Source organism: Sphingomonas phyllosphaerae (genome assembly GCF_029623345.1).
In the GTDB taxonomy this organism is placed as follows: domain Bacteria; phylum Pseudomonadota; class Alphaproteobacteria; order Sphingomonadales; family Sphingomonadaceae; genus Sphingomonas; species Sphingomonas phyllosphaerae_C.
Map to the genome: position 1 here is coordinate 90,137 of NZ_JAPYKH010000010.1, position 21,360 is coordinate 111,496.

Genomic DNA, 21,360 nt, shown 5'->3' on the forward strand with positions numbered 1-21,360 from the left:
TCAAAGCCTCTACTGACGAAGGCGCCCCTCAGCTCCGCGCCACCGCCGGGGACAGCTTCAGCTCACCCAGCACGCGGTCGAGATGCGCCAGCGCCTCGGGGGTCGGCCCCGGGTACGGCCCCTCGGTCGGCTGGTCGCCGATATAGCCCATGTCGGCCTTGCCCTCGGGCAGACTGTAATAGCCCGTGACGAAGAGGTAGCGCAGCTTGTCCATGAAGGCGACCGGCGCGACCATCCGCGGTGCGGGCGTTTCCACCATCAGCGCGTCCATCAGCGTCGTGCGCTGCGCCGGCGCGAGCGCGACGAACGAGCGGCCGCCGAGCGCGCGGCTCTGCGCGTCGAGCCAGGCGAGCCCGGGCAGGATCCGCTCGCGGTCGGCGCGCTGCACCGGGTAGGGCGCGCTGACCCACTCGTCGACGAAGGCGGCGACGCCCAACTTGCCCGCGCCCGGCGCGTCGCCCTCGGGCGGCAGGATGAGGTCGCCCAGCAGGTCGAGCGTGGCGCGCTGCGAGCGGTCGAGCGTCAGCGGCCAGGGCACGCTGGGCTCCATCAGCTTGGGGTCGCGGCCATAGCCGGGGGCGGGCTTGGCCGCGGGCAGCGCGGGCCAGTCGACCACCGCGAACGGCGGCGCGGCCGCGGCGGCACCGGCCTGCGCCAGTGCGGGCGGCTCGAACAGCGGCAGAGCGGCCGCGGCGGCGAGCCATTGCAGCGTGGTACGGCGCGATAGCGTCACGCGAGAGCTCCCGTCTTGATCCGTTGCGCCAGCCGCTCCGAGTTGCGCAGCGCGAGCGCGAGGATGGTCAGCGTCGGATTCTTGTGTGCGCCCGAGGCGAACACCGCGCCGTCCATCAGCACGAGGTTGGGCACCTCCCACGCCTCGCCGTAGCTGTTCACCACCGAATGGCGCGGACTGTCCCCCATGCGCGCGGTGCCGAGCTCGTGAATGATCTCGCCGCCCGCGGTCATGATCTGCTCGACCGGCAGGTCGGGGCTGAGGATCGTCCCGCCGAGCCGCTCGAACACCGCGTGCGCGGAGCGGCGCCCGTGCGCGACCTGGTTGACCTCGTTCTGCGACCATTTGAACGCGAAGCGCAGCACCGGGATGCCGAACTTGTCCTTCACGCCCGGGTCGATCTCGCAGAACGTGTCCTTGTTGGGGATCATCTCGCCGCGCAGCGTGAGCCGCAGCGTCGCGCCCGAGGACTGGCGCACCGCCTGGCGCAGCGCGCTGCCATAAGCGCGCGGCAGCGTCGCGGGCGGCGGGATGTCGAAGCGGCCGCCGATCTCGAAATGATAGCCGCGCGCGAAGTCGAGCTCGCCGCGCGCCTGCTCCTTGTACTGCCAGAAGGGGATGTAGATGTGCTGCCCGCCGATTCCGTCCTCATTGTAGCGCGGACGCCCGGCGAGCTTCGGGATATAGGCGCTGAACGAGGCGCCGGTGGAATCGGTGAGATTGCGCCCCAGCTCGCCCGAACCGTTGGCCAGACCGCGCCGGTCGGTGCCCGAGTTGAGCAGCAGCCGCGCCGTCTCGCCGGTGCCCGCCGCCAGCACCACCGCGCGCGCGCTCACTTGGTGGCGCTGCCCGGTCTTGCGGTCGACATACTCTACCCCCGTCGCGCGGCCGTTCGCCCCCGTCAGCACGCGCGCCACCATCGCGTCGGTGACAACGCGCAGCCGCCCGGTCGCGCTCGCCTGCGGCAGCAGCGAAGTGGTGGTCTGGAACATCGCGCCGATGGTGCAGCCGCGCGTACACGGAGTCGCGTTGAAGCAGGCGCTGCGCGGCGCGACGTCGTCGGGCATGTCGCGCGTGAGCACCGCGGTGTGCGCCGCGCGCACCGGGATGCCGATGCTCTCCGCCGCGGCCTTGATCATCATCTCGGTGACGCGCGGCTTGGGCGGCGGCAGCAGACAGCCGTCGGGCGAGTCGGGGTGGTTCTCCAGCCCGAGCTTGCCGCCGTTGACGCCGATCATCTTCTCGACGCGATCGTAATAGGGCGCGACGTCGTCGTAGCCGATCGGCCAGTCGACCCCGAGCTTGTCGCGCGAATAAGGCTTGAAGTCGTACGGGCCCCAGCGCGGCGAGTGGCGGCCCCAGTGGTTGGTGCGGCCGCCCAGCATGCGCGGGCGGTACCAGCGAAAGTCACTGCCCGGCCGCGAGGTATAGGGCTCTCCCTCGACCTCCCAGCCGCCGCCCACGGTGGCGTCGAAATAGCCGAACGGCTTGTCCGGCGTGGAGGCACCGCGCAGCGGCGCGTCGCTCTCGGGCGCGAACATGTTGACCTCGGCCTTGGGGTCATAGTCGCGCCCGGCCTCGAGCATCAGGCAGCGTAGCCCCGATTTGGTGAGGCTGTGCGCCGCCATCGCGCCGGCGGCACCCGATCCGACGATGATCACGTCGGCGGGCGCGTCGATCGCGCCCGCGCGCACCGGTGCGGCGCCCGCCGCTCGGGCTTGTGTCGACATGATCTCTCCCACTCCACCCACGCTCGCCGCCCTTCCTAAAGGTCGAGGCAGTCAGCGCAATCCCCTGATCGCGGCGGGATCAGCGAGGGCGGCGCGCGTTGTCAGCCGGGTAGGGCATCACCCCAGGCCGATGCGCCTGGCGTACTCGGCGCGCTGCGGGTCAATCGCCAGCGCTTCTTGCGCGGCCGCGCACGGGGCGGCAACCATCGCTGCGCCTGGTCAGAACGCGATCGTTCCGGCCCTGACGCATCCTTTTCGCCGCCCCCTCGTATCCCTCCTGCGGCCGGCATCGCGCCGCGTCGGTGAACGGGGAGCGCGGGATGGCGGCGGGCGAGAGACTGATCGAGGCGCATGCGCGCCGCCGCGACGAGCGCCGCGCCTTCTTCCGCGGCGCGGCGACCGCGGCCGTGCTGGGCGCGGGCGGGCTGATGCTGTCGCGCGAAGCGATCGCGCAGACCGCGCCGAGCGACGTTGATATCCTCAACTTCGCGCTCAATCTCGAGTATCTCGAGGCGCAATTCTACAGCTACGCGGTCTCCGGCGCGGGGCTGGCGGCGGACCAGCTCAGCGGCACGCAGACGCAGGGGGCGGTGACCGGCGCGCGCCGCGCCGCGCTGAGCGACCCCGCGGTGATCCAGTACGCGCGCGAGATCGCCGCCGACGAGGTCGCGCACGTCGCCGTGCTGCGCCGCGTGCTCGGCAGCGCCGCGGTGGCGCAGCCCGCGATCGACCTCTCGACCGCGGTCTTCACCGCCGCTGCCAAGGCCGCCGACATCGACCTCGACGCCAGTGGCGGCGTCTTCGACCCTTACGCGAATGACGACAATTTCCTGCTCGCCGCCTATCTGTTCGAGGACGTCGGCGTCACCGCCTACAAGGGTGCCGCGCCGCTGCTGAGCGACGTCGCGATCGTCGACGCCGCGGCCGGGCTGCTCGCCGCCGAGGCGTTCCACGCCGGGCTGATCCGCAGCGCACTCTACCGCCGCGGCGTCGACGTCGACGACCTGCGAGAGAAGGCGGACAAGATCTCGGACGCGCGCGACGACCTCGACGGCGACGACGAGTCGGACGGCCCGCCGCGTCGCGTCGACGACGACGACCAGGGCATCTCCCCGGTCACCTCGATCTACGGCCGCGCCGCCAATGTCGTCCCCACCGACGGGCGCGGCCTGGTGTTCGGCCGCACCGTCGAGCAGGTCCACAACATCGCCTATCTCACCAAGCAGCAGGTCAGCGCGGGCGGCTTCTTCCCGGCGGGGACCAACAATGCCAATGCAGCGCTGCGTCGCTCCGGCGCGAACTGAGGAGCACGGCGATGAGCGACCCAATCGAGTTCCTCGACCTCATGGAGCGCGCCGAGCAGCAGCGCCAGGCGCGGCGCGGCTTCATCCGGCTGTGCGGCGGTGCCGCAGCGATGACGGGTGGGCTGGCTTTGCTGTCGGGCTGCGGCGACGACAACGGCGGCTCCTCGCCGACGCCCTCACCCACGCCGACGCCAAGCGGCGCGATTACCGACGTCACAGTACTCAACTTCGCGCTCCAGCTCGAATATCTCGAGGGTGCCTATTACGCTTATGCAGTGTCGGGCAGCGGCGTCGACGGCGCGCTGCTCACCGGCATGGGCACGCAGGGCGCGGTGGTGACCGGCAGCGGCGCCGGCGCGGCGCGCGCGGTCGACTTCAGCGACGACGTCGTTGCCGAATACGCGCGCGAGATCGCCGCCGACGAGATCGGCCACATCCGCTTCCTGCGCGAGACGCTGGGCAGCGCGCGCGTGGCGCAGCCCGCGATCAACATCTCGGGCAGTGCGATCGTGGACGTCGCGGGCACCACCGCTGTCGGCGCCTTCACCGCGGCGGCGCGCGCCGCGGGGGTGATCGGCGCGGGCGACATCTTCGACCCTTATGCCAACGATGAGAGCTTCCTGATCGGCGCCTACCTGCTCACCGACGTCGGCGTCAGCGCTTATCGTGGTGCTGCGAAGCTGCTCACCAACAAGACCTATCTCGAGGCGAGCGCGGGCATCCTCGCGGCCGAATGCTACCATGACGCGACGATCCGCGCCGAGCTGTGGCGCCGTGGGCTGACCGTGCCGAGCATTTACACGCGGGTGAGCCAGATCTCGGCGCTGCGCGACTCGCTCGACGGCGCCGGCGAGACCGACCAGGACATCGGCACGGCGACGGCCGCCAATGTCGTGCCGACCGACAGCGATGGGCTGGTGCTGGGGCGCAGCGCGGCGCAAGTGCTGAACGTCGTCTTCCAGAGCAGCGCTGCGGTGACGGGCGGCGGCTTCTTCCCCGCCGGGCTTAACGGCACGCTCCTGACGAGCGGGGCGGGCGGTTGAGCGCGGCGACGCGCGCGTCTTCCGCCGTGCTACGGCGAACGCCGGAGCCCAGGGCGGCATAAACAGCGCTCCTGGCCCTGGGCTCCTGCGTGCGCAGGAGCACAATGCCGGTTCGAACGCGGCGGTTCAAACCGGACGGATCATGCGCTAGGGCTAAGCCATTGGTCCGGACCCCGGAGATGACATGGCCAGCGCCCTCAAGATCGCGCCCGGCGACAGCGTCGCCACCCTGCTAGACGATGCGCGCGCGGGCGAGACCCTCGCGCTCGCTGGCGCGACGCTGACGCTCGCGCAGGACGTGGCGCGCGGGCACAAGGTCGCGGTCGCCGCGGTCGCGCCGGGCGAGGCCGTGTTCAAATTCGGCTATCCGATCGGCCATGCCACGGCGCCGATCCGGCCGGGCGAGCACGTCCACTCGCACAACCTCGCCACCGCGCTCGACGCCACGCTCGACTACCACTACGCGCCCGCGTCGCCGGCGACGCTGGAGCGCCCGGCGCCAGCGAGCTTTCTCGGCTATCGCCGCGCTGACGGACGCGTGGCGACACGCAACGAGATCTGGGTGCTGCCGACGGTCGGCTGCGTTGCCCGCACCGCCGAGCGGATCGCGACGCGCGCCGCCGCGCTGGTCGGCGACGCGGTCGACGGCGTCCACGCCTTCACCCACCCGCACGGCTGCTCGCAGCTCGGGCAGGACCTGGGCGGGACGCGCGCGATCCTCGCCGCGCTGGCAGCGCATCCCAACGCGGGCGGGGTACTGATCGTCGGGCTCGGCTGCGAGGAGAACCAGGTCGCCGCGCTGATCGAGGCGATCCCGCCCGCGGCACGCGGCCAGGTGCGCGCGCTCACCGCGCAGGCGAGCGCAGACGAGGTGGAGGACGGCGTCGCGATCGTCGCCGAGTTGGCCGAGGCGGCGCGCGCGACGCGCACGCCCTGCGCGCTCGGCGAGCTGGTGCTCGGCGTCAAGTGCGGCGGCTCGGACGGTCTGTCGGGGCTCACCGCCAACCCGCTGGTCGGCCGCATCAGCGACCGCGTCGTCGCGGCGGACGGCAGCGTGGTCTTCACCGAGATCCCCGAGATCTTCGGTGCCGAGCAGGCGCTGATGGATCGCGCCAGCGACGTGCGCGTGTTCGACGGCATCACCGGGCTGGTCAACGGCTTCAAGCGCTACTTCCTCGACCATGGCGAGACGGTCTCGGAGAATCCCTCGCCCGGCAATGTTGCGGGCGGGATCACCACGCTGGAGGAGAAGTCGCTCGGCGCGGTGCAGAAGGCCGGGCGCGGGCCGATCAGCGACGTGATCGGCTATGGCGCGGCGGCGCGCACGCGCGGGCTGACGCTGCTCGAGGCCCCGGGCAACGACGCGGTGTCCTCGACCGCGCTGGCCGCCGCGGGCGCGACGGTGATCCTGTTCACCACCGGGCGCGGCACCCCGCTCGGCTTCCCCGTGCCGACGGTGAAGATCGCCTCGAACAGTGGCTTGGCGACGCGCAAGCCGGGCTGGATCGACTTCGACGCGGGCGCGGTGCTGGAGCGCGGCTTCGACGCCACCGCCGACGCGCTGCTGGCGCGCATCGTCGCGATCGCCTCGGGCGAGTCCACCGCGGCCGAGCGCAACGGCGAGCGCGAGATCGCGATCTGGAAGCGCGGCGTGACGCTGTGAGGGGAGCTCTACTCGCCTGACGTTCTTACCAGTCCTCCCCTGCGTGGGGAGGTGTCCGCGCGTCAGCGCTGACGGAGGAGTGTCCCCAATCGTGAGTCAATTGACGCTCGCTGCCCGAGTCACCGCTCCGTCAGGCCTGCGGCCGGCCACCTCCCCTTACAGTGGAGGATCAGCCGGAGCCCGCTGAGGATCTACAAGGCGATCCGCTTGCCCGCCACCGCCGCACGCCTCCCCCGCCGCGCCGCGCTCACCCGCGCACGCGTAGTCCAGAAGCCATAGACCGCGAGGCTGCCGAGTAGCGCCAGCGCCAGCCCCGAGGCGGTGATCGCCAGCTTCCACGCCAGACCGCCGACCTTGGCCGCGTGAAGCGGGTAAAGCTTCTCGCGCATGCGCTCGTGCGCCCCGCCGGCCGTGGGGTCGGCGACGCCGACGATCGCGAGCGTCGCCGGGTCGGCGTAGACGAAGGTGCGCCCGTTCGGCGTCCATTCGAACGGCTGTCGCAGCCGCAGCGCCAGCGGCGCGCCCGTGCCGCGCGGCCATTGCACCCGCTGCAGTTCCGCTCCGCGGAAGCGTCGCGTCGCCGCCGCGAGCAGCGGGGCGAAGCGCATAGGCGCCGCCGTCGGCGCAACGGTCGTCGCCAACTTGGGCGGCTGCGCCCGATCGCTCGCGCCTAGCGGCGCCAGCAGCAGCCGCTCCACCGTCGGCAGCGCCATCATCGTGCCGGTGAGCAGGGACACTGCGAGCAGCGGTGCGGTCAGCACGCCGAGGTCCCGGTGATGGTGGACGATCGCGCCCGAGGTCATCCGCGCCGGCCACAGCCGCGGGCGGAAGCGCGCGCGCGTGCGCCACCACAGCACCACGCCGCTCACCACCAGCACCAGCCCGACCAGCGCCGCGACGCCGTTCACCGTCTCGCCTGCCTCGCCGAGCAGCAGCCGGTGGTGGAGGTCGAACAGCAGCAGCTCGGGCCGCTGCCACGCGCTCGACCAGCGCGCCACCACCTCGCCGCTCTGGCTCAGATAGGCGCCACCGCCGTCGCGGAACACGACCTGGTGCACGCCTAGTCCTTCCCCCGCGAGCGTCACGCGATCGAGCGGTCGCGCGCCCGCCGCAAGCATGTCGAGCACGCGCGCCAGCGCCGCCGGGTCGCGCGACACCGCGTCGCCGGCGTGCGGCACGAACGTCAACCGGTCGCGCCACACCAGCAGCGCGCCGGTTGCGCCGAGCAGCGCGAGCAGCGCGCCGACGATCGCGCCGACCCAGCGGTGCAGCAGCGTCAGCGCGCGCATCAGAAACTCGCCTGCCAGCTCAGCGTCGCGTTGCGCCCGCGCCCGGTATAGAAGCGCGCATTGTCGGTCGGCCCCTGGGTGTCGCTGTAATAAGTGACGTAATCAGTGTTGCCGAGGTTCTGCCCGCTCAGCATCAGCCGGCCGACCGGCGCGTCATAGGCGAGATAGGCGTCGAACAGGCGGTATCCGCTGAAGTCGTTTGCGATCGGCTGGCCCTGGAAGCGGCGCGACAGGTAAAAGCGTCCCTGCACCCGCGCGCTGAAGCGCCCGGCACGATAGTCGGCGCTGAGATTGAGCCGGTCGGGCGAGATGTTGGCGCCGTCGAGGTCGGCGTCGAGCCGGCCGTCGCCGTTCGTGTCGGCCCGGCCGGTGACGTGGCTGTAGCCGAGCGCGACGTTAAGCCCCGGAAGCGGCGTGAGCGTGTCGAGGTTGATCTCCAGCCCTTCGATGTCGATCGGCTGGCGCACCACATTGAAGATGCCGTCCTCGCCTCGCACCAGCACCGAGCCCGCCTCGCTCGACGAGCGATAATAGGTGCTGCTCGCGGTGAGCGGGCCGCGCTTGAGCTCGACGCCGACCTCACGGTTGTTCGAGATAACCGGGGTGAGATCGAGGAAGTCGTCGATCCGCACGTTCGGCTGGTTCACCGCCCGCAGCACGCGGCCGATGTCGGCGATCGTATAGCCCTCGGCGTAGCTGGCATAGGCGCGGATGCCCGCGGTAGGCTCGAGCACGACGCCGCCGTTCCACAGGGCGCGCTCGAACGCGGGCGAGCCGCCGGTGACGCGACGCGCGCCCGAGGTCGCCAGCGTGGTGTAATCGGGCACGTCGAGCCTGACATTCTCGTAGCGCACGCCGCCGGCGAGCCGCACCAGCCCGTCCGCCAGCTTCAGGTTGCCCTGCGCGAACGGCGCGAGGCTGCGGAAGTCGGTCTGCGGCACCCATTCGCGCTTCGTCTGCACCAGCGTCTGCGCGGTGCGGTCGACCAGTGCGTCGAAACCGGCGGTGAGCGTCAGCGCCTCCCAGCCGGGCATAGCACGCTCGTAGCTCACCTTGCCGCCGAGCTTGCGCGAGACGTTGCGCGACTGGTCGAAGAGCGTGCCGACGGGCGCGATCGCGGCGTCTTGAAAGGTCGCCAGCACGCCGCCGCCGAAGGTGTCGCTGGTGCGGTTGTAGAAGCCCTGCAGCGTGAAGGCGCCGCCCCCCAGGTCGCGGTCGGTGAGCGAGGCCGAGACCATCTGCGCAACGCCGGTGGAGGGCTGCCCCGGCGTCGAGCCGCGCCGCGTCGTCGCCGGGATCCCCAGCGCACGATTGCCCTCCACCGGGACGTAATGGTCGCGCCCCTCGAGGTGGAAGCGGCTCGCCACCACCTCCAGCCGCGCGCTGTCGCTCAGCGCGACGCCGGCGCGCGCGAAGAAGGAGAGCGTGTCGGTGTCCTGAATCTCGCTCTGGTTGCCGTCATAGCCGACCCGGCGTCCGCGCCCGTCGAGGAAGGCGCCACGCCGCTCGAACGCCGCGCCCGCGGTCGCGTCGACGCGGCCGGCGCGATAATTGACCAGCGCGCCGAGCTTGCCGCCGAGCGACTCGCCCGAGAGATCGTTTCCCGCATTGCCCTGCACCAGGGCGCGCCCGCTCCAGCCGTCGCGCCCGGGCGCGCGCACCGTCACCTGGTTGACCACGCCGCCGGTGGCGCCGATCCCCTGGAGCGCGTTCGAGCCGTAGATCACCTCGACGCGGTCGATGAAGAAGGGATCGATCGTATAGCCGTCGCGCGCGCCGTCGCGGATCGGCGTGGTCTGCGGGATGCCGTTGATCGCGTAGAGCGGCGAGCGGCCGCGCAGCGTCTCGCCGACGCCGGTGATCTTCTCGCGCGTCGGCGAGAAAGCGGGGAGCAGCGCCGACACCGCGTCGACCACCGAGCCCGACACCGCGACCTGCCGCGACAAGGTCTCTCGATCGATCACGTCGACGGTCAGCGGCAGCGCGCTCGCGGGGAGGACGGTGCGCGCCGCGGTGACGACCACCTCGCCGCGCGCGTCATCGGCGCGCGCCGGCTCGCCGGGCAGCTGCGCGCTCGCGCCCGAGGCGCATAGGCCCGCCAACACTCCCCAGCTGATCCGCATTCTCGTCCTCTTCCCCGGATCGGGTGTTCGGCCATTCTCCTCATGTTCTCCCGCGCATGCGGAAGCCCAGCAGCCCTGAGCGCCACCGCTTGTGGCTCTGCTTGGCTCCGGGTTCCCGCGTCCGCGAGAAAACAGACGACGGCCGGGCCGACGATCCCTCAGCCCGCGATAGACGTCGCATCAAGCTAATGCAAGTCGATCGCATTAGGGCGCACCATCGATTGTGTGCGGCGGTCACTGGCGCCGCTGCATCGCTGTGCTACGCTGGTCGCAAAGGCGGACACGTCGGAGAGGGAGCCGGTTATGGCATGGGGTTCGAAGGGCCTTGGCGCGGTCATCGCCGCGGCAGTGATGGCGGCGCTGGGATCACCGATCGGCGCGGCCGCTCAGATCACCCCCGCTCAATCGGCTGAGCTGCCCACCGCGTCGACCTACACGCCCGCCGCCGCCAATCTCGCCGCGCGGACCTGGTTCCAGGACGCCAAGTTCGGCGTGTTCCTTCACTGGGGTCTGTACAGCGAGCTGGGGGGCAGCGGCTCGCCCGGGCTGGCCGAGTGGATCATGCAGGAGAATAAGATCCCCGCCGCAAAATACGAGCGGCTCGCGCATTTCTTCAACCCGACCCGGTTCGACGCCGACGCCTGGGTGCGCTCCTTCAAGGACGCCGGCGCGCGCTACATCGTCATCACCAGCAAGCACCATGACGGCTTCGCCATGTTCGGCAGCAAGGTGTCACGCTACAACGTCGTCGACGCGACGCCCTTCAAGCGCGACCCGATCGCCGAGCTCGCCGCGGCGTGCCGGCGCCAGGGCGTGAAGCTGTTCTTCTATTACTCGCAGCTCGACTGGCACAACCCGGACTATTACCCGCGCGGCCGCACCGGCCACACCACCGGCCGCCCCGAGTCGGGCGACTGGGAGCGGTATCTCGACTATCAGGACGCCCAGCTGCGCGAGCTGCTGACGCAATATGGCCCGATCGGCGGGATCTGGTTCGACGGCTGGTGGGATCAGGAGAAGACGGCGCTGCGCGACCGCTGGCGGCTCGACCGCACCTACGCGCTGATCCATTCGCTCCAGCCGGGCGCGCTGATCGTCAACAACCATCACCACGCTCCCTTCCCGGGCGAGGATTACCAGACGTTCGAGCGCGACCTGCCCGGCGAGAACACGATGGGCTTCAACGGCGACAAAGCGACGATCGGCCGCCTGCCACTCGAGATGTCCGAGACGATGAACGGCAGCTGGGGCTTCAACCTCGTCGACGACAAGTACAAGTCGCCCGAGACGCTGGTGCGCACGTTGGTCGGCGCGGCCGGGCGCAACGCCAATTTCCTGCTCAACACCGGGCCGATGCCCAACGGCGAGATCCAGCCCGAGAACCTCGCCACCTTCCACGCCATCGGCGAGTGGATGAAGCGCCACGGCGAGAGCATCTACGGCACGCGCGGCGGCCCGGTAGCGCCCGGCGACTATGGTGTGACGACGCAGCGCGGCGAGACGGTCTACGTCCACCTGCTGCGCGCGCACAACGGGCGAGTGCGGCTGCCGCTCGCGGCGAACGTGCGCTCGGCGCGGCTGCTCGACGGCGGCGCGGCGGTGACGATCGCCGCGCGCGATGGTGCGATCGAGCTCGCCGGACTGCCGCCGCTGGGCGACGCCTGGGACCAGGTGGTGGCACTCCAGCTGCGGCGCTGAGCCGGTGGCTTCACCTTTGTCACCGGACTGAGCCACCATCCTATAGTTGCGATTGACACGCATTAGTGATTCGTGGCGATAGCTCCCAGCGCCGCAAGAAAGCGGTGAATGGGGGAAGATCGATGCACGCATTACGGGCGACCGCGCTCTTTATCCCATTGTTCGTCGCTAGCGGCACCGCGCGCGCCGGCGAGCCAGGCGGCGACGACGTGGTCGTCACCGGCAAGCGCGACGGTTACGGCGCCGCCGACACTGCCGCGGCCAAGACCGTGGCGCCGCTGCGCGAGCTGCCGCAGTCGATCGCCGTCATTCCCGCCGCCGTGCTGCGCGACCAGCGCGCGCTATCGCTGCAGGATGCGCTCAAGAACGTGCCCGGCGTTGGCTTTTCCACCGGCGACGGCCAGCGCGACCAGGTCACGATCCGCGGCTTCACTGCGATTGCCGACCAGTATGTCAACGGCTTCCGCGACGACGCCCTCTACTTCCGCGATCTTTCGAATGTCGAGCGGATCGAGGTGATCAAGGGTCCCGCCGCGGTGCTGTACGGGCGCGGCTCGTCCGGCGGGCTGATCAACCGCGTGCTCAAGCGGCCCGACTTGGACGTCACCTCGGCCACTCTCACCGGCGGCAGCTTCGGTCGCAAGCGCGCCGAGTGGGACCTCGGCCGCTACGCCGCGACGAGCGGGGTCGGCCTGCGCCTCACCGGCGCCTATGAGGACAGCGGCAGCTTCCGCGACCAGCAGTTCCTGCGCCGTGTCGCGCTGGCGCCCTCGCTGCTCGTGCAGGGCGCGTCGACCAGCCTCTACGCCGTCGCCGATTATGTCCGCGACCGCCGACTGATGGACCTCGGCATCCCCGCGCTCTACGGCCGCCCCGTCGACGTGTCCCCGCGCACCTATTACGGCGCCGCCAACGCGCGCGACGCCGACACCACCGAGAGCCAGGTGCTGTCGCAGACCGTCGTCGTGGAACATTCCCTCACCGAGGGACTGCTCTTTCGCGACGGCTTCCGCCACTATGACTATGCGCTCGCGCGCCACAGCACCCTGCCCGACTCGGTCGACGCCAAGGCGCTCACCGTCACGCTGCGCCACGGCCGGCTCGACCGGCGCGAGGAGGGCTGGTCCAACCAGGCCGAGCTGACCCAGACGCTCGCGCTCGCCGGCACGCGGCACCAGTTGCTCTACGGCTATGAGGCGGCACGCCAGCTCAAGGACGCCACCACCTACGCGCAGCGCGTCGTCGCGCGCACCGCGCTGTTCGATCCGGTGCTGCCGGTGGTGGACGATCGCAACTTCACCGCGCTGAGCGCGCGCACCAGCACGACGCTCGAGACCCAGGCGCTGTACCTCCAGGATCTCGCCGACCTCGGCTACGGCGTGAAGGCGCTGGTCGGCGCGCGGCACGACTGGTTCACGCAGCGCACGCGCCAGCTGCTGCCCGGGCAGCCTGATCTCGCTCGGCTCGATCGCACGTGGAGCCCGCGCGCCGGATTGGTGCTCCAGCCCGACGCATCGCAATCCTATTACGTCTCGTGGAGCCGCAGCTACCAGCCCTCGGCCGAAACCTTCGCGCTCGCCGCCAACAACGCCGAGCTCGCGCCCGAGCGGACCATCAACCGCGAGGTCGGCGCCAAATACACGCTGTTCGGCGGTCGGCTCGCGCTCCAGGCCGCGGGCTTCGTGCTGCGGCGCACGGGGATCAAGGGTAGCGACCCGGCCGTGCCGACAAAGCTGATCCCGATCGGAACGCAGCGCACGCGCGGGATCGAGCTCTCCGGACAGCTCGACCTCGCCGCGGGGCTCCATGCCATCGCCAGTTATTCCTATTTCGACGCGCGCGTCACCGCATCGGCCAACCCGGCCTTCGCGGGCAAGCGCGCGACGATCACCCCGCGCAACGCGGCCAACCTGTTCGTCACCAAGGACGTGGGCGGCCGGTTCGGCGTCGGCGGCGGGCTGAACTATGTCGGCGACCGATGGGCGGACCCGGCCAACACGACGGTGCTACCGCATTACGTCACCGCCGACGCGATGGCCTGGTGCCGCGTCGGTGCGGCCCGGCTCCAGCTCAACGGCTATAACCTCGGCGACAGGCGCTACATCGTCGCCGGGCACGGCACCTCGCCGCTGCTCAACCTGCCGGGGGCGCCGCGGACCGCGCTGGTAACGTTGCGGGTCGCCGGCTGAGCAGGCGCGTCAGAAGTCGATAGCGATCCCGTCGCGTTCCCAGTCGCCGTAGCGCACCGGGTCGCGGCCGAGCGGGTCCTTCGCGGGCCGGTCGAGCGGCTCCGGGGCGGGCACCGGCGGGTTGGGGCTGAGGTGCGCCGGTGGCTTCACGTGGTCAGGGCGCTGGCCCATGCGGACGTCCTTCCGATTGATCGCTCGCGTCGACAAGGACATATGCGAGGGCATGACCCGCTTCAACCCGCGCGCGCCACGCTGATCATGGCGCGCCCCGCCACAACGTCGGCCAAGCCTGTCCGCGCCGCCCGCGGTCCCGATCCGCTCGGCACCGCCGCACGCCGCGCCGCGCTGCGCCTGCTTGACGCCGTGCTCCGTCGCGGCGAGCCGCTCGAGTCCGCGCTCGCGCTCGCCACGCGCGCGCTGCCCGGCGGCCCCGACCGTGGATTGGCGCACGCCATCGCCGCCGAGACGCTGCGCCGCCTGCCCGACCTTGACGCGCTGATCGACTCGGCGACGCGCCAGCGCCTGCCCGACGACGCCAAGGCGCGTTTCGTGCTGCGCGTCGCGTTGGTCCAGGCGCTCGTGCTGGGCACGCCGCCGCACGCCGCCATCGCCACCGTGCTGCCGCTGGTCGACGGCGGCCCCAAGCGACTGGTCCACGGCGTCTTCGGCACGCTGATGCGCGGCGGGGCGACGCTGCCCGAGGTGCCGAGCCTGCTGCCCGCGGTCGCGGAGCGCTGGCGCGCGCACTGGGGCGAGGACGCGGTGGCCGCCGCGGCGCGCGCGATCGCTGCGCCGCCGCCGCTCGACCTCACGCTGCGCGACTCCGCATCGACCGCCGATTGGGCCGAGCGGCTCGGCGCCACCAGCCTCGCGCCCGGCCATGTCCGCCTCCCCGCCGGTGCCGGCGCGGTGAGCGAGCTGCCCGGCTATGCCGAGGGCGCCTGGTGGGTGCAGGACCTCGCCGCCTCGATCCCGGCGCGACTGCTCGCGACCAGCGCGGCGCCAGGGGCGCGAGCGCTCGACCTGTGCGCCGCGCCGGGCGGCAAGACGCTCCAGCTCGCCGCTGCGGGCTATGCCGTCACCGCGGTCGACGTGTCGGAGAGTCGCGCGGCGCGACTTCGCGACAATCGCGATCGCACCGGGCTCGCCTTTGACATCGCGCTTGCGGACGTGCTCGACTGGACGCCCGATGCGACCGCGCAGGCGGTGCTGGTCGACGCGCCGTGCAGCGCCACCGGCATTTTCCGCCGCCACCCCGACGTGCTCTACCGCGCCGGCGACGCCACGATCGCCGAGATGGCCGAGCTGCAGACGCGCATCCTCGACCGCGCCGCCGACTGGGTCGCGCCGGGCGGGACATTGGTCTACGCCACCTGCTCGCTCGAGCCGGAAGAGGGCGAGGCGCAGCTGACGCGCTTCCTCGCCGCCCGCGGCGACTTCGCGCTCGCACCGCCGACCGAAGGTGAGCTGCCGCAAGGTGTTGCTACGACGCACGATGGCTGGATCCGGACCCTGTCGGGAACGGTCGAGGCGGTAGGCGGGTGCGACGGCTTCTTCGTCGCGCGGCTCACGCGGCTTTAACCCGGCGCCGCATCGCGCTACCTCGGCGCGCATGACCAGACCCGTGCGCATCGCCCCGTCGATCCTCTCCGCCGACTTCGCTCGGCTGGGCGAAGAGGTGCGCGCGATCGACGCCGCGGGTGCCGACTGGATCCACATCGACGTGATGGACGGCCATTTCGTCCCCAACATCTCGATCGGCCCCGCCGTGGTCAAGGCGCTGCGCCCGCACACCGCCAAGCCGTTCGACGTCCATCTGATGATCTCGCCCGTGGACGCCTATCTCGACGCCTTCGCCGAGGCCGGCGCCGACACGATCACGGTCCATCCTGAGGCGGGGCCGCACGTCCATCGCACGATCCAGCACGTCAAGGCGCTGGGCAAGCGCGCCGGCGTCGTGCTCAACCCCGCCACCCCCGCCAAGATGCTCGACTATCTCATCGACATGGTCGACCTGGTACTGGTGATGAGCGTCAATCCCGGGTTCGGCGGGCAGCATTTCATCGACAGTCAGCTTCGCAAGATCGCCGCGATCCGCAAGATGATCGACTCGACCGGCCGCGCGATCGACCTCGAGGTCGACGGCGGGATCGACCCGGACACCGCGCGCCGCGCGATCGACGCCGGGGCCGACGCGCTGGTCGCCGGCACCGCCACCTTCCGCGGTGGGCCCGACTGCTACGCCGCCAACATCCGCGCGCTGCGGGGCGACTGACACGATGAGCACGGACGGACGCGGTCGCGGCCCCGAGGCGCGCGGGGGAAAGGCGCATCACGACGAGATCGAACCGGGCAAGCGGCTGGTGCGCGCCGCCCCGGCGACCGGCGCGCCGCTGGCGCAGCAGGTGGTGCGCTGGTTCGAGCGGCTGACCTGGCGCACCCCGCTGCACGACCGCCGGCTCGATGGGCAGCACCCGCCCAAGCTGCTCGCGGTGCCGGTCGATCCCTTCCCCGGCGACGAGCTGGCGGGCGAGGCGCTGCTCGAGGGCTGGCTGTTCGCCGCGGGCGAGCAGCGCGCCATCGCCGAGCTCGACCCGCTCGCCACGGCGCGGCCGGGCTTCACCGACTATCTCCACGGCTTCGCCTGGCTGCGCGACCTCGCCGCAACCGGCGAGCGCGAGCGCGCCGCGATCGTGGCCGAGACGCTGGCGCAGCGCTGGCTGATGGCGCACGGCGAGCGCCCGACCGAACCGGCATGGCGCCCCGACATTGCGGCGCGGCGTCTGTTGATGCTGTTGTTCCACGCCCCGCTGCTGCTCTCAACGAGCAACCTGGTGGCGCGCTCGCGCGTGCTCACCGCGATCGCGCGCGGCGCGCGTCACCTCGATCGCACCGCGGACAAGGCGCCGGCCGGGGCGCTGCGCGTTCTCGCCTGGGCCGGCGTGGTCGCCGCGGGGCTGCTGCTGCCTGGCGGCGAGACGCGGCGCAGCGTCGGCGAGGACGGCTTGACGCGCGCGCTCGCGGGCGCGCTGAGCGACGACGGCGGCGTGATCAGCCGCTCGCCGGCGCAGCTGCTAGCGGTGCTGGAGACGATCGCGCTGCTGCGCGCGCTCTATGATGCGCGCCGCGAGCCGCTGCCTGAGGCGCTCGCGGCCACGCTGACGCGCGCGACGCCGGCGCTGCTCGGCAGCGCGATGGGCGACGGCGGCCTCGCCAGCTGGCAGGGCGGCCTGCCGCTCGACGCCACGCGGATCAACGACGCCTTGCAGGCGAGCGGCGCGTTCGGTCGACCTTTGCGCCAGTCGCGCGACTGGGGTTATCAGCGGCTGAGCGCTGGCAGCGCGGTGCTGCTGGTGGATGCCGCCCCGCCCCCCGCCGCCGTAGTGCCCGACGGCGGCTGTGCCGCGACGCTGGCGCTGGAATTCTCCGACGGCGCGGAGCGGCTGATCGTGAGCTGCGGCGGCGCCGGCCACGCCCGCGCGCGCGGCAACGACGCGATGGCGCAGGCGCTGCGCACCACCGCGGCGCACTCGACGCTGGTGATCGCCGACACCAACTCGACCGCGCTCAACCCCGACGGCACACTGGGCCGCGGCGTCACCGCGGTGGAGCTGGCGCGGCAGGAGTCGGACGTGGGAAGCAGGATCGAGGCCCGCCACGACGGCTATGCGCGGCGCTTCGGCTTCGTCCACCAGCGCACGCTACTGCTCACCGCGGACGGCGGCGAGCTGCGCGGCGAGGACGCGGTGCTGCCCGCGCCGCAGCCGGCGCGCTGGGGCCGCCGTGTCGAGGGCGCGATGACCCCGCTGGCGTTGCGCTTCCACCTCGGCCCCGGGGTCGACGCGGTCGCCACCGCGGACGCGCAGGCGGCGATGCTGCGCACCCCGTCGGGCGCCTTCTGGCAGCTGCGCGCACGCGCCGACCGGCTGACGGTGGAGGACAGCGTGTGGAGCGACCCGCACGGCCGGCTGATCCCGACCAGGCAGATCGTGATCGACTCGCTCGCCCCCGCGGGCGGCGCGACGATCGCCTGGGTGCTGCGTCGGGCGCGGTAGGGGTCGAGGGCGGCCGCTCGGATCGGCTGTCGGCCGGACGGTCGGGCGAGGTTCTTCAAAGCGGAACTTCGCTAAGCGGCACGCCAGACTGCTGCGGGTAACCTAGCGCTGATCTCACCAAATTCCCTCCCCTTCAGGGGAGGGCTGGGGTGGGCCTCTCCGCTGGCGCGGCGTTCGCGGATGCGCCCCGCCCCGACCCCTCCCCTGAAGGGGAGGGGCTCTTCCACGTCAATCTGGTCGAGCAGTTGACGACGTGCCGGCGGAGGAACCAGCACATCACGGCGGCTTTCCCCGCCCACCCCTCACGGCGTTACGCGTGACCCGTCCGCGTTGAGCCCCAAGTTGTGAAGCAGCGGCGCCACCTCCGGGTCCTTGCCGTAGAAGGCGCGGAACATCGGCGCGTAATCCTCGGTATGCCCCTTCGACAGGATCATGTCGCGGAAGCGCTGGCCGTTCGCGCGGGTCATGCCGCCGTTGCGCTCGAACCAGTCGTACGCGTTGGCGTCGAGCATCTTGGTCCACTGATAGGCGTAATAGCCCGCCGAATAGCCATTGCCCCAGATGTGGAGGAAGTAGCCCGAGCGATAGCGCGGCGGCACGTCCGCGGTATCCAGCCCGGTCTCGGCCAGCGCCTTGGCCTCGAACGCGTCGGCGTCCTGCTGCCCCGCGCTGGCGGGGAGCGAGTGCCAGCTCATGTCCATCTCGGCCGCGGCCAGCGCCTCGCCGAACGAGTAACCGGTGTTGAACGTCGCGGCGCGCTTGATCTTGCCGACCAGCTCGGGCGGGATCACCGCACCGGTGCGGTAGTTGACCGCATAGTGCGGCAGCACCTTGGGATCGAGCGCCCAATGCTCGTTGAACTGCGACGGAAACTCGACGAAGTCGCGCGCCGTGTTCGTGCCCGAGACCGACGGATAGGTCTGGTTGGCAAACAGCCCGTGCAGCGCGTGGCCGAACTCGTGGAACATCGTCGTCACGTCGTCGAAGGTGATGAGCGCGGGCTGACCTGCCGCCGGCTTGGTAAAATTGCCGACATTGTAGATCACCGGCTTGGTGCCGAGCAGCTTCGCCTGGTTGACGAAGTTCGACATCCAGGCGCCGCCGTTCTTGTTGTCGCGCTTCCAATAGTCGAAATACATCAGCCCGATGGTACGCCCGTCGCCCTCGAACACCTCGTAGACCATCACGTCGGGCTGGTAGACGGGGATGTCGGTGCGGCGCTTGAAGGTGATTCCGTAGAGCTGGTTGGCGGCATAGAACACGCCGTCGGTCAGCACCTTGTTGATCTCGAAATAGGGCTTCAGCTCGTCCTGGTTGAGGTCGTACTTGGCCTTTCGCAGCTTCTCGGAATACAGGTCCCAGTCCCACGGCTTGAGCGCGAAGTTGCCGCCCTCGGCCTTGATCTGAGCCTGGAGCTCGCCCGCCTCACGCTTCTGCTCGGTCGCGACCGGCGCGCCGAGCTGGCGCATGAAGGCCAGCGCGGTTCTGGGTGTCTTCGCCATCTGGTCAGACAGGACATAATCGCCCCAGGTCGGGAAGCCGAGCAGCTTGGCCTTCTTCGCGCGCAGCGCCGCGATCTGGCTGATCGTCGTGCGCGTGTCGTTGGCGTCGCCTTTGGTGGCGCGGGTCCAGCTCGCGTTGAACAGCGCCTCGCGCGTGGCGCGATCGGTGAGCGTCGCGAGCGCCGGCTGCTGCGTCGTGTTCTGCAGCGTCAGGACATACTTGCCCGCGAGGCCGCGCTCCTTGGCGGCGTCGGCCGCGGCGGCGATCTCGGCGTCGGAAAGGCCGGCGAGCTTGGCCTTGTCGTCGATCACCAACGCGCCCGCCTTGGCGGCAGCGAGCAGTTTCTGCTGGAATGCGGTCTCCAGCGTGGAGAGCTGCGCGTTGAGCGCGCTCAGCGCCTTCTTGTCGGCGTCGTTCAGCTGCGCGCCGGCATGGACCATATTCTCATAGGTCAGCGTCAGCACCTGGCGCTGCTCGGCATCGAGCTGGAGCGCGTCGCGCTGGTCGTACAGCGTCTTGACGCGCCAGAAGAGCCTGGGATTGAGGTTGATGGCATCCTGGTGCGCGGCGAACTTGGGCGCGAGCACCTCCTGCGCCTTCTGCAGCGTGTCGTTGGTGTTGGCGCCATTGACGCCGGAGAAGGCGAGGGCGGCGCGTTCGAGCAGCCGGCCCGATTTCTCCATCGCGGCGATCGTGTTCTCGAACGTCGGCATCGAGCGGACGTTGACGATCGCGGCGATCTCGCGGCGCTGCTCGGCCATCCCCGCCTCGAGCGCAGGGAGGTAATTCGCGTCCTTGATCCTGTCGAAGGGCGGCGCCTGATACGGCAAGGTGCTCGGCTGCGCGAAGGGGTTGGTCGGGCTCAGCGTCTGCGCGACCGCGGAGGAAGACATCAGCGCCACGAGGGTGGCGGCGGCGAGGGAACGCATCGTTGCTCCTTGAGCTGGAGGATGCGTGCCTGATGCACCCGCGCGGAGGTAGGGGCAAGCGTGCTGCCCTAACGTGGGTTGGCCTGCCCTGCCCGCCCCCGAACCTATCGCTTCTGGCCGACTCGCAGGATGTCCGCGCCCCCGAACTGGCCCGTCATCCCGGGCTTGACCCGGGACCCATCGTGCCGCGTACGCCCACCCCGTCGTTCCTGCGGAAGCATGGATCCCGGATCAAGTCCGGGATGACAATGGCGTGTAGGGCGGCGGTCACTCCACGCGCCTCAGTCCGACAGCCTTCCGTCCTTGAGCGCCGCCGCGTCGAAGGTGAACAGCACGTCGGGGTCGGGCAGCGGCACCTCGCGCGCGATCTCGGGCGGCGCGGCGCGGTGGAGCAGGTGCGCCAGGATCGCGCGCCGCGCCGCTTTCTTGTCGTCGGCGCGGACGCAATGCCACGGCGCCAGCGGCGTGTGCGTGCGCGTCAGCATGACGTCGCGCGCCGCGGTATAATCGTCCCACTTCGACTGAGCGACCGCGTCCATGTCGGAGACCTTGAGCGCCTTGAGCGGATCCTCGCGCCGCGCCTCAAGCCGCTCGCGCTGCTCGTCCTTGCCGATGTCGAGCCACAGCTTCACCAGCTTGATCTCGCTCTCCACCAGCATGCGCTCGAAATCGGGCGCGTCGCGCAGGAACTCGGCCTGCTCGGCAGCGGTGGAGAAGCCCATCACCACCTCGACCCCGGCGCGATTGTACCAGGAGCGATTGAAGATCACGAACTCGCCCGCGGCGGGCAGATGCGCGACGTAACGCTGGAAATACCATTGCGTGCGCTCGCGGTCGGAAGGCTTGGGCAGCGCCACCACGCGCGTGGCGCGGACCGAGCTGTGCTCGACGATGCGCTTGATCGCGCCGTCCTTGCCGGCGCCGTCGCGGCCCTCGAGCACCAGCACCACCCGCTCGCCGCTGCGCGCCGCGGCCTGCTGGGTGTGCACCAGCGCGAGCTGGAGCTCCTCCAGGCTGGCATGCCCGTCGACGCGCCCCCCGTCGTGCTTGTCGTTGTGCTTGTCGCCGTGATCCTTGCCCATTCGTGCGCGCTCCGCCGCT

15 protein-coding genes are annotated in these 21,360 nt (G+C 71.1%); 8 read left to right on the top strand and 7 right to left on the bottom strand.

The window, feature by feature from the left end; genetic code table 11:
* Positions 1 to 28: 28 nt before the first annotated feature.
* On the bottom strand, positions 29 to 733 hold the full coding sequence (locus tag QBJ89_RS11550) for a gluconate 2-dehydrogenase subunit 3 family protein (RefSeq protein WP_277980648.1): 705 nt from the start codon (positions 731 to 733) through the stop codon (positions 29 to 31).
* Positions 730 to 2,463, bottom strand: a complete 1,734-nt coding sequence (locus tag QBJ89_RS11555) for a GMC oxidoreductase (protein WP_277980649.1) — start codon at positions 2,461 to 2,463, stop codon at positions 730 to 732. The genes QBJ89_RS11550 and QBJ89_RS11555 overlap by 4 nt, the downstream gene beginning before the upstream one ends.
* Positions 2,464 to 2,783: 320 nt before the next feature.
* Here QBJ89_RS11555 and QBJ89_RS11560 point away from each other — a divergent pair, with 320 nt between their 5' ends.
* The 3 genes from QBJ89_RS11560 (at position 2,784) to QBJ89_RS11570 (ending at position 6,473) form a co-directional block, all read left to right on the top strand.
* On the top strand, positions 2,784 to 3,767 hold the full coding sequence (locus tag QBJ89_RS11560; RefSeq protein ID WP_277980650.1) for a ferritin-like domain-containing protein: 984 nt from the start codon (positions 2,784 to 2,786) through the stop codon (positions 3,765 to 3,767).
* A gap of 11 nt (positions 3,768 to 3,778) precedes the next feature.
* Positions 3,779 to 4,810: a ferritin-like domain-containing protein gene (locus QBJ89_RS11565; RefSeq protein ID WP_277980651.1), complete on the top strand. Its 1,032-nt coding sequence runs from the start codon at positions 3,779 to 3,781 to the stop codon at positions 4,808 to 4,810.
* A gap of 184 nt (positions 4,811 to 4,994) precedes the next feature.
* Positions 4,995 to 6,473, top strand: a complete 1,479-nt coding sequence (locus QBJ89_RS11570) for a UxaA family hydrolase (RefSeq protein WP_277980652.1) — start codon at positions 4,995 to 4,997, stop codon at positions 6,471 to 6,473.
* Between the two features lie 191 nt (positions 6,474 to 6,664).
* On the opposite strand, the gene QBJ89_RS11575 is transcribed toward QBJ89_RS11570, so the two are convergent.
* Both QBJ89_RS11575 and QBJ89_RS11580 read right to left on the bottom strand, forming a co-directional pair.
* Complete coding sequence (locus QBJ89_RS11575) at positions 6,665 to 7,762, bottom strand: PepSY-associated TM helix domain-containing protein (protein ID WP_277980653.1); 1,098 nt, start codon at positions 7,760 to 7,762, stop codon at positions 6,665 to 6,667.
* Entirely contained in the window at positions 7,762 to 9,885 is a 2,124-nt protein-coding gene (locus tag QBJ89_RS11580) for a TonB-dependent receptor (protein ID WP_277980654.1), read from the bottom strand. Before QBJ89_RS11580 ends, QBJ89_RS11575 begins: the two co-directional genes overlap by 1 nt.
* 303 nt (positions 9,886 to 10,188) lie before the next feature.
* Between QBJ89_RS11580 and QBJ89_RS11585 the strand changes: the two genes are divergently transcribed.
* Both QBJ89_RS11585 and QBJ89_RS11590 read left to right on the top strand, forming a co-directional pair.
* On the top strand, positions 10,189 to 11,583 hold the full coding sequence (locus tag QBJ89_RS11585) for an alpha-L-fucosidase (protein WP_277980655.1): 1,395 nt from the start codon (positions 10,189 to 10,191) through the stop codon (positions 11,581 to 11,583).
* A gap of 122 nt (positions 11,584 to 11,705) precedes the next feature.
* Complete coding sequence (locus tag QBJ89_RS11590) at positions 11,706 to 13,772, top strand: TonB-dependent receptor (RefSeq protein WP_277980656.1); 2,067 nt, start codon at positions 11,706 to 11,708, stop codon at positions 13,770 to 13,772.
* Between the two features lie 9 nt (positions 13,773 to 13,781).
* On the opposite strand, the gene QBJ89_RS11595 is transcribed toward QBJ89_RS11590, so the two are convergent.
* A complete protein-coding gene (locus QBJ89_RS11595) occupies positions 13,782 to 13,943 on the bottom strand; it encodes a DUF1674 domain-containing protein (RefSeq protein ID WP_277980657.1) in 162 nt (53 codons plus the stop codon).
* A gap of 87 nt (positions 13,944 to 14,030) precedes the next feature.
* Between QBJ89_RS11595 and QBJ89_RS11600 the strand changes: the two genes are divergently transcribed.
* From QBJ89_RS11600 to QBJ89_RS11610, 3 genes are read left to right on the top strand one after another with little or no spacing between them, the layout of a single operon-like run.
* Complete coding sequence (locus tag QBJ89_RS11600) at positions 14,031 to 15,353, top strand: RsmB/NOP family class I SAM-dependent RNA methyltransferase (protein WP_277980684.1); 1,323 nt, start codon at positions 14,031 to 14,033, stop codon at positions 15,351 to 15,353.
* Between the two features lie 31 nt (positions 15,354 to 15,384).
* Complete coding sequence (rpe, locus tag QBJ89_RS11605) at positions 15,385 to 16,047, top strand: ribulose-phosphate 3-epimerase (RefSeq protein ID WP_277980658.1); 663 nt, start codon at positions 15,385 to 15,387, stop codon at positions 16,045 to 16,047.
* Between the two features lie 4 nt (positions 16,048 to 16,051).
* Positions 16,052 to 17,827: a heparinase II/III family protein gene (locus QBJ89_RS11610; RefSeq protein WP_277980659.1), complete on the top strand. Its 1,776-nt coding sequence runs from the start codon at positions 16,052 to 16,054 to the stop codon at positions 17,825 to 17,827.
* 302 nt (positions 17,828 to 18,129) lie between these two features.
* Here QBJ89_RS11610 and QBJ89_RS11615 read toward each other — a convergent pair whose 3' ends face one another.
* Positions 18,130 to 20,259, bottom strand: coding sequence for a M3 family metallopeptidase (locus tag QBJ89_RS11615; RefSeq protein WP_277980660.1), 2,130 nt, complete (start codon positions 20,257 to 20,259; stop codon positions 18,130 to 18,132).
* Between the two features lie 281 nt (positions 20,260 to 20,540).
* Complete coding sequence (ppk2, locus tag QBJ89_RS11620) at positions 20,541 to 21,341, bottom strand: polyphosphate kinase 2 (RefSeq protein WP_277980661.1); 801 nt, start codon at positions 21,339 to 21,341, stop codon at positions 20,541 to 20,543.
* Positions 21,342 to 21,360 lie beyond the last annotated feature (19 nt).

Excerpts from the sequence above, each read along its gene's own strand:
- QBJ89_RS11580 (WP_277980654.1), bottom strand. The coding sequence starts at position 9,885 with ATGCGGATCAGCTGGGGAGTGTTGGCGGGCCTATGCGCCTCGGGCGCG.
- QBJ89_RS11570 (WP_277980652.1), top strand. The coding sequence starts at position 4,995 with ATGGCCAGCGCCCTCAAGATCGCGCCCGGCGACAGCGTCGCCACCCTG.
- QBJ89_RS11555 (WP_277980649.1), bottom strand. The coding sequence starts at position 2,463 with ATGTCGACACAAGCCCGAGCGGCGGGCGCCGCACCGGTGCGCGCGGGC.
- QBJ89_RS11560 (WP_277980650.1), top strand. The coding sequence starts at position 2,784 with ATGGCGGCGGGCGAGAGACTGATCGAGGCGCATGCGCGCCGCCGCGAC.
- QBJ89_RS11590 (WP_277980656.1), top strand. The coding sequence starts at position 11,706 with ATGCACGCATTACGGGCGACCGCGCTCTTTATCCCATTGTTCGTCGCT.
- QBJ89_RS11600 (WP_277980684.1), top strand. The coding sequence starts at position 14,031 with ATGGCGCGCCCCGCCACAACGTCGGCCAAGCCTGTCCGCGCCGCCCGC.
- rpe (WP_277980658.1), top strand. The coding sequence starts at position 15,385 with ATGACCAGACCCGTGCGCATCGCCCCGTCGATCCTCTCCGCCGACTTC.
- QBJ89_RS11610 (WP_277980659.1), top strand. The coding sequence starts at position 16,052 with ATGAGCACGGACGGACGCGGTCGCGGCCCCGAGGCGCGCGGGGGAAAG.
- ppk2 (WP_277980661.1), bottom strand. The coding sequence starts at position 21,341 with ATGGGCAAGGATCACGGCGACAAGCACAACGACAAGCACGACGGGGGG.
- QBJ89_RS11585 (WP_277980655.1), top strand. The coding sequence starts at position 10,189 with ATGGCATGGGGTTCGAAGGGCCTTGGCGCGGTCATCGCCGCGGCAGTG.
- QBJ89_RS11595 (WP_277980657.1), bottom strand. The coding sequence starts at position 13,943 with ATGGGCCAGCGCCCTGACCACGTGAAGCCACCGGCGCACCTCAGCCCC.
- QBJ89_RS11565 (WP_277980651.1), top strand. The coding sequence starts at position 3,779 with ATGAGCGACCCAATCGAGTTCCTCGACCTCATGGAGCGCGCCGAGCAG.
- QBJ89_RS11575 (WP_277980653.1), bottom strand. The coding sequence starts at position 7,762 with ATGCGCGCGCTGACGCTGCTGCACCGCTGGGTCGGCGCGATCGTCGGC.
- QBJ89_RS11615 (WP_277980660.1), bottom strand. The coding sequence starts at position 20,259 with ATGCGTTCCCTCGCCGCCGCCACCCTCGTGGCGCTGATGTCTTCCTCC.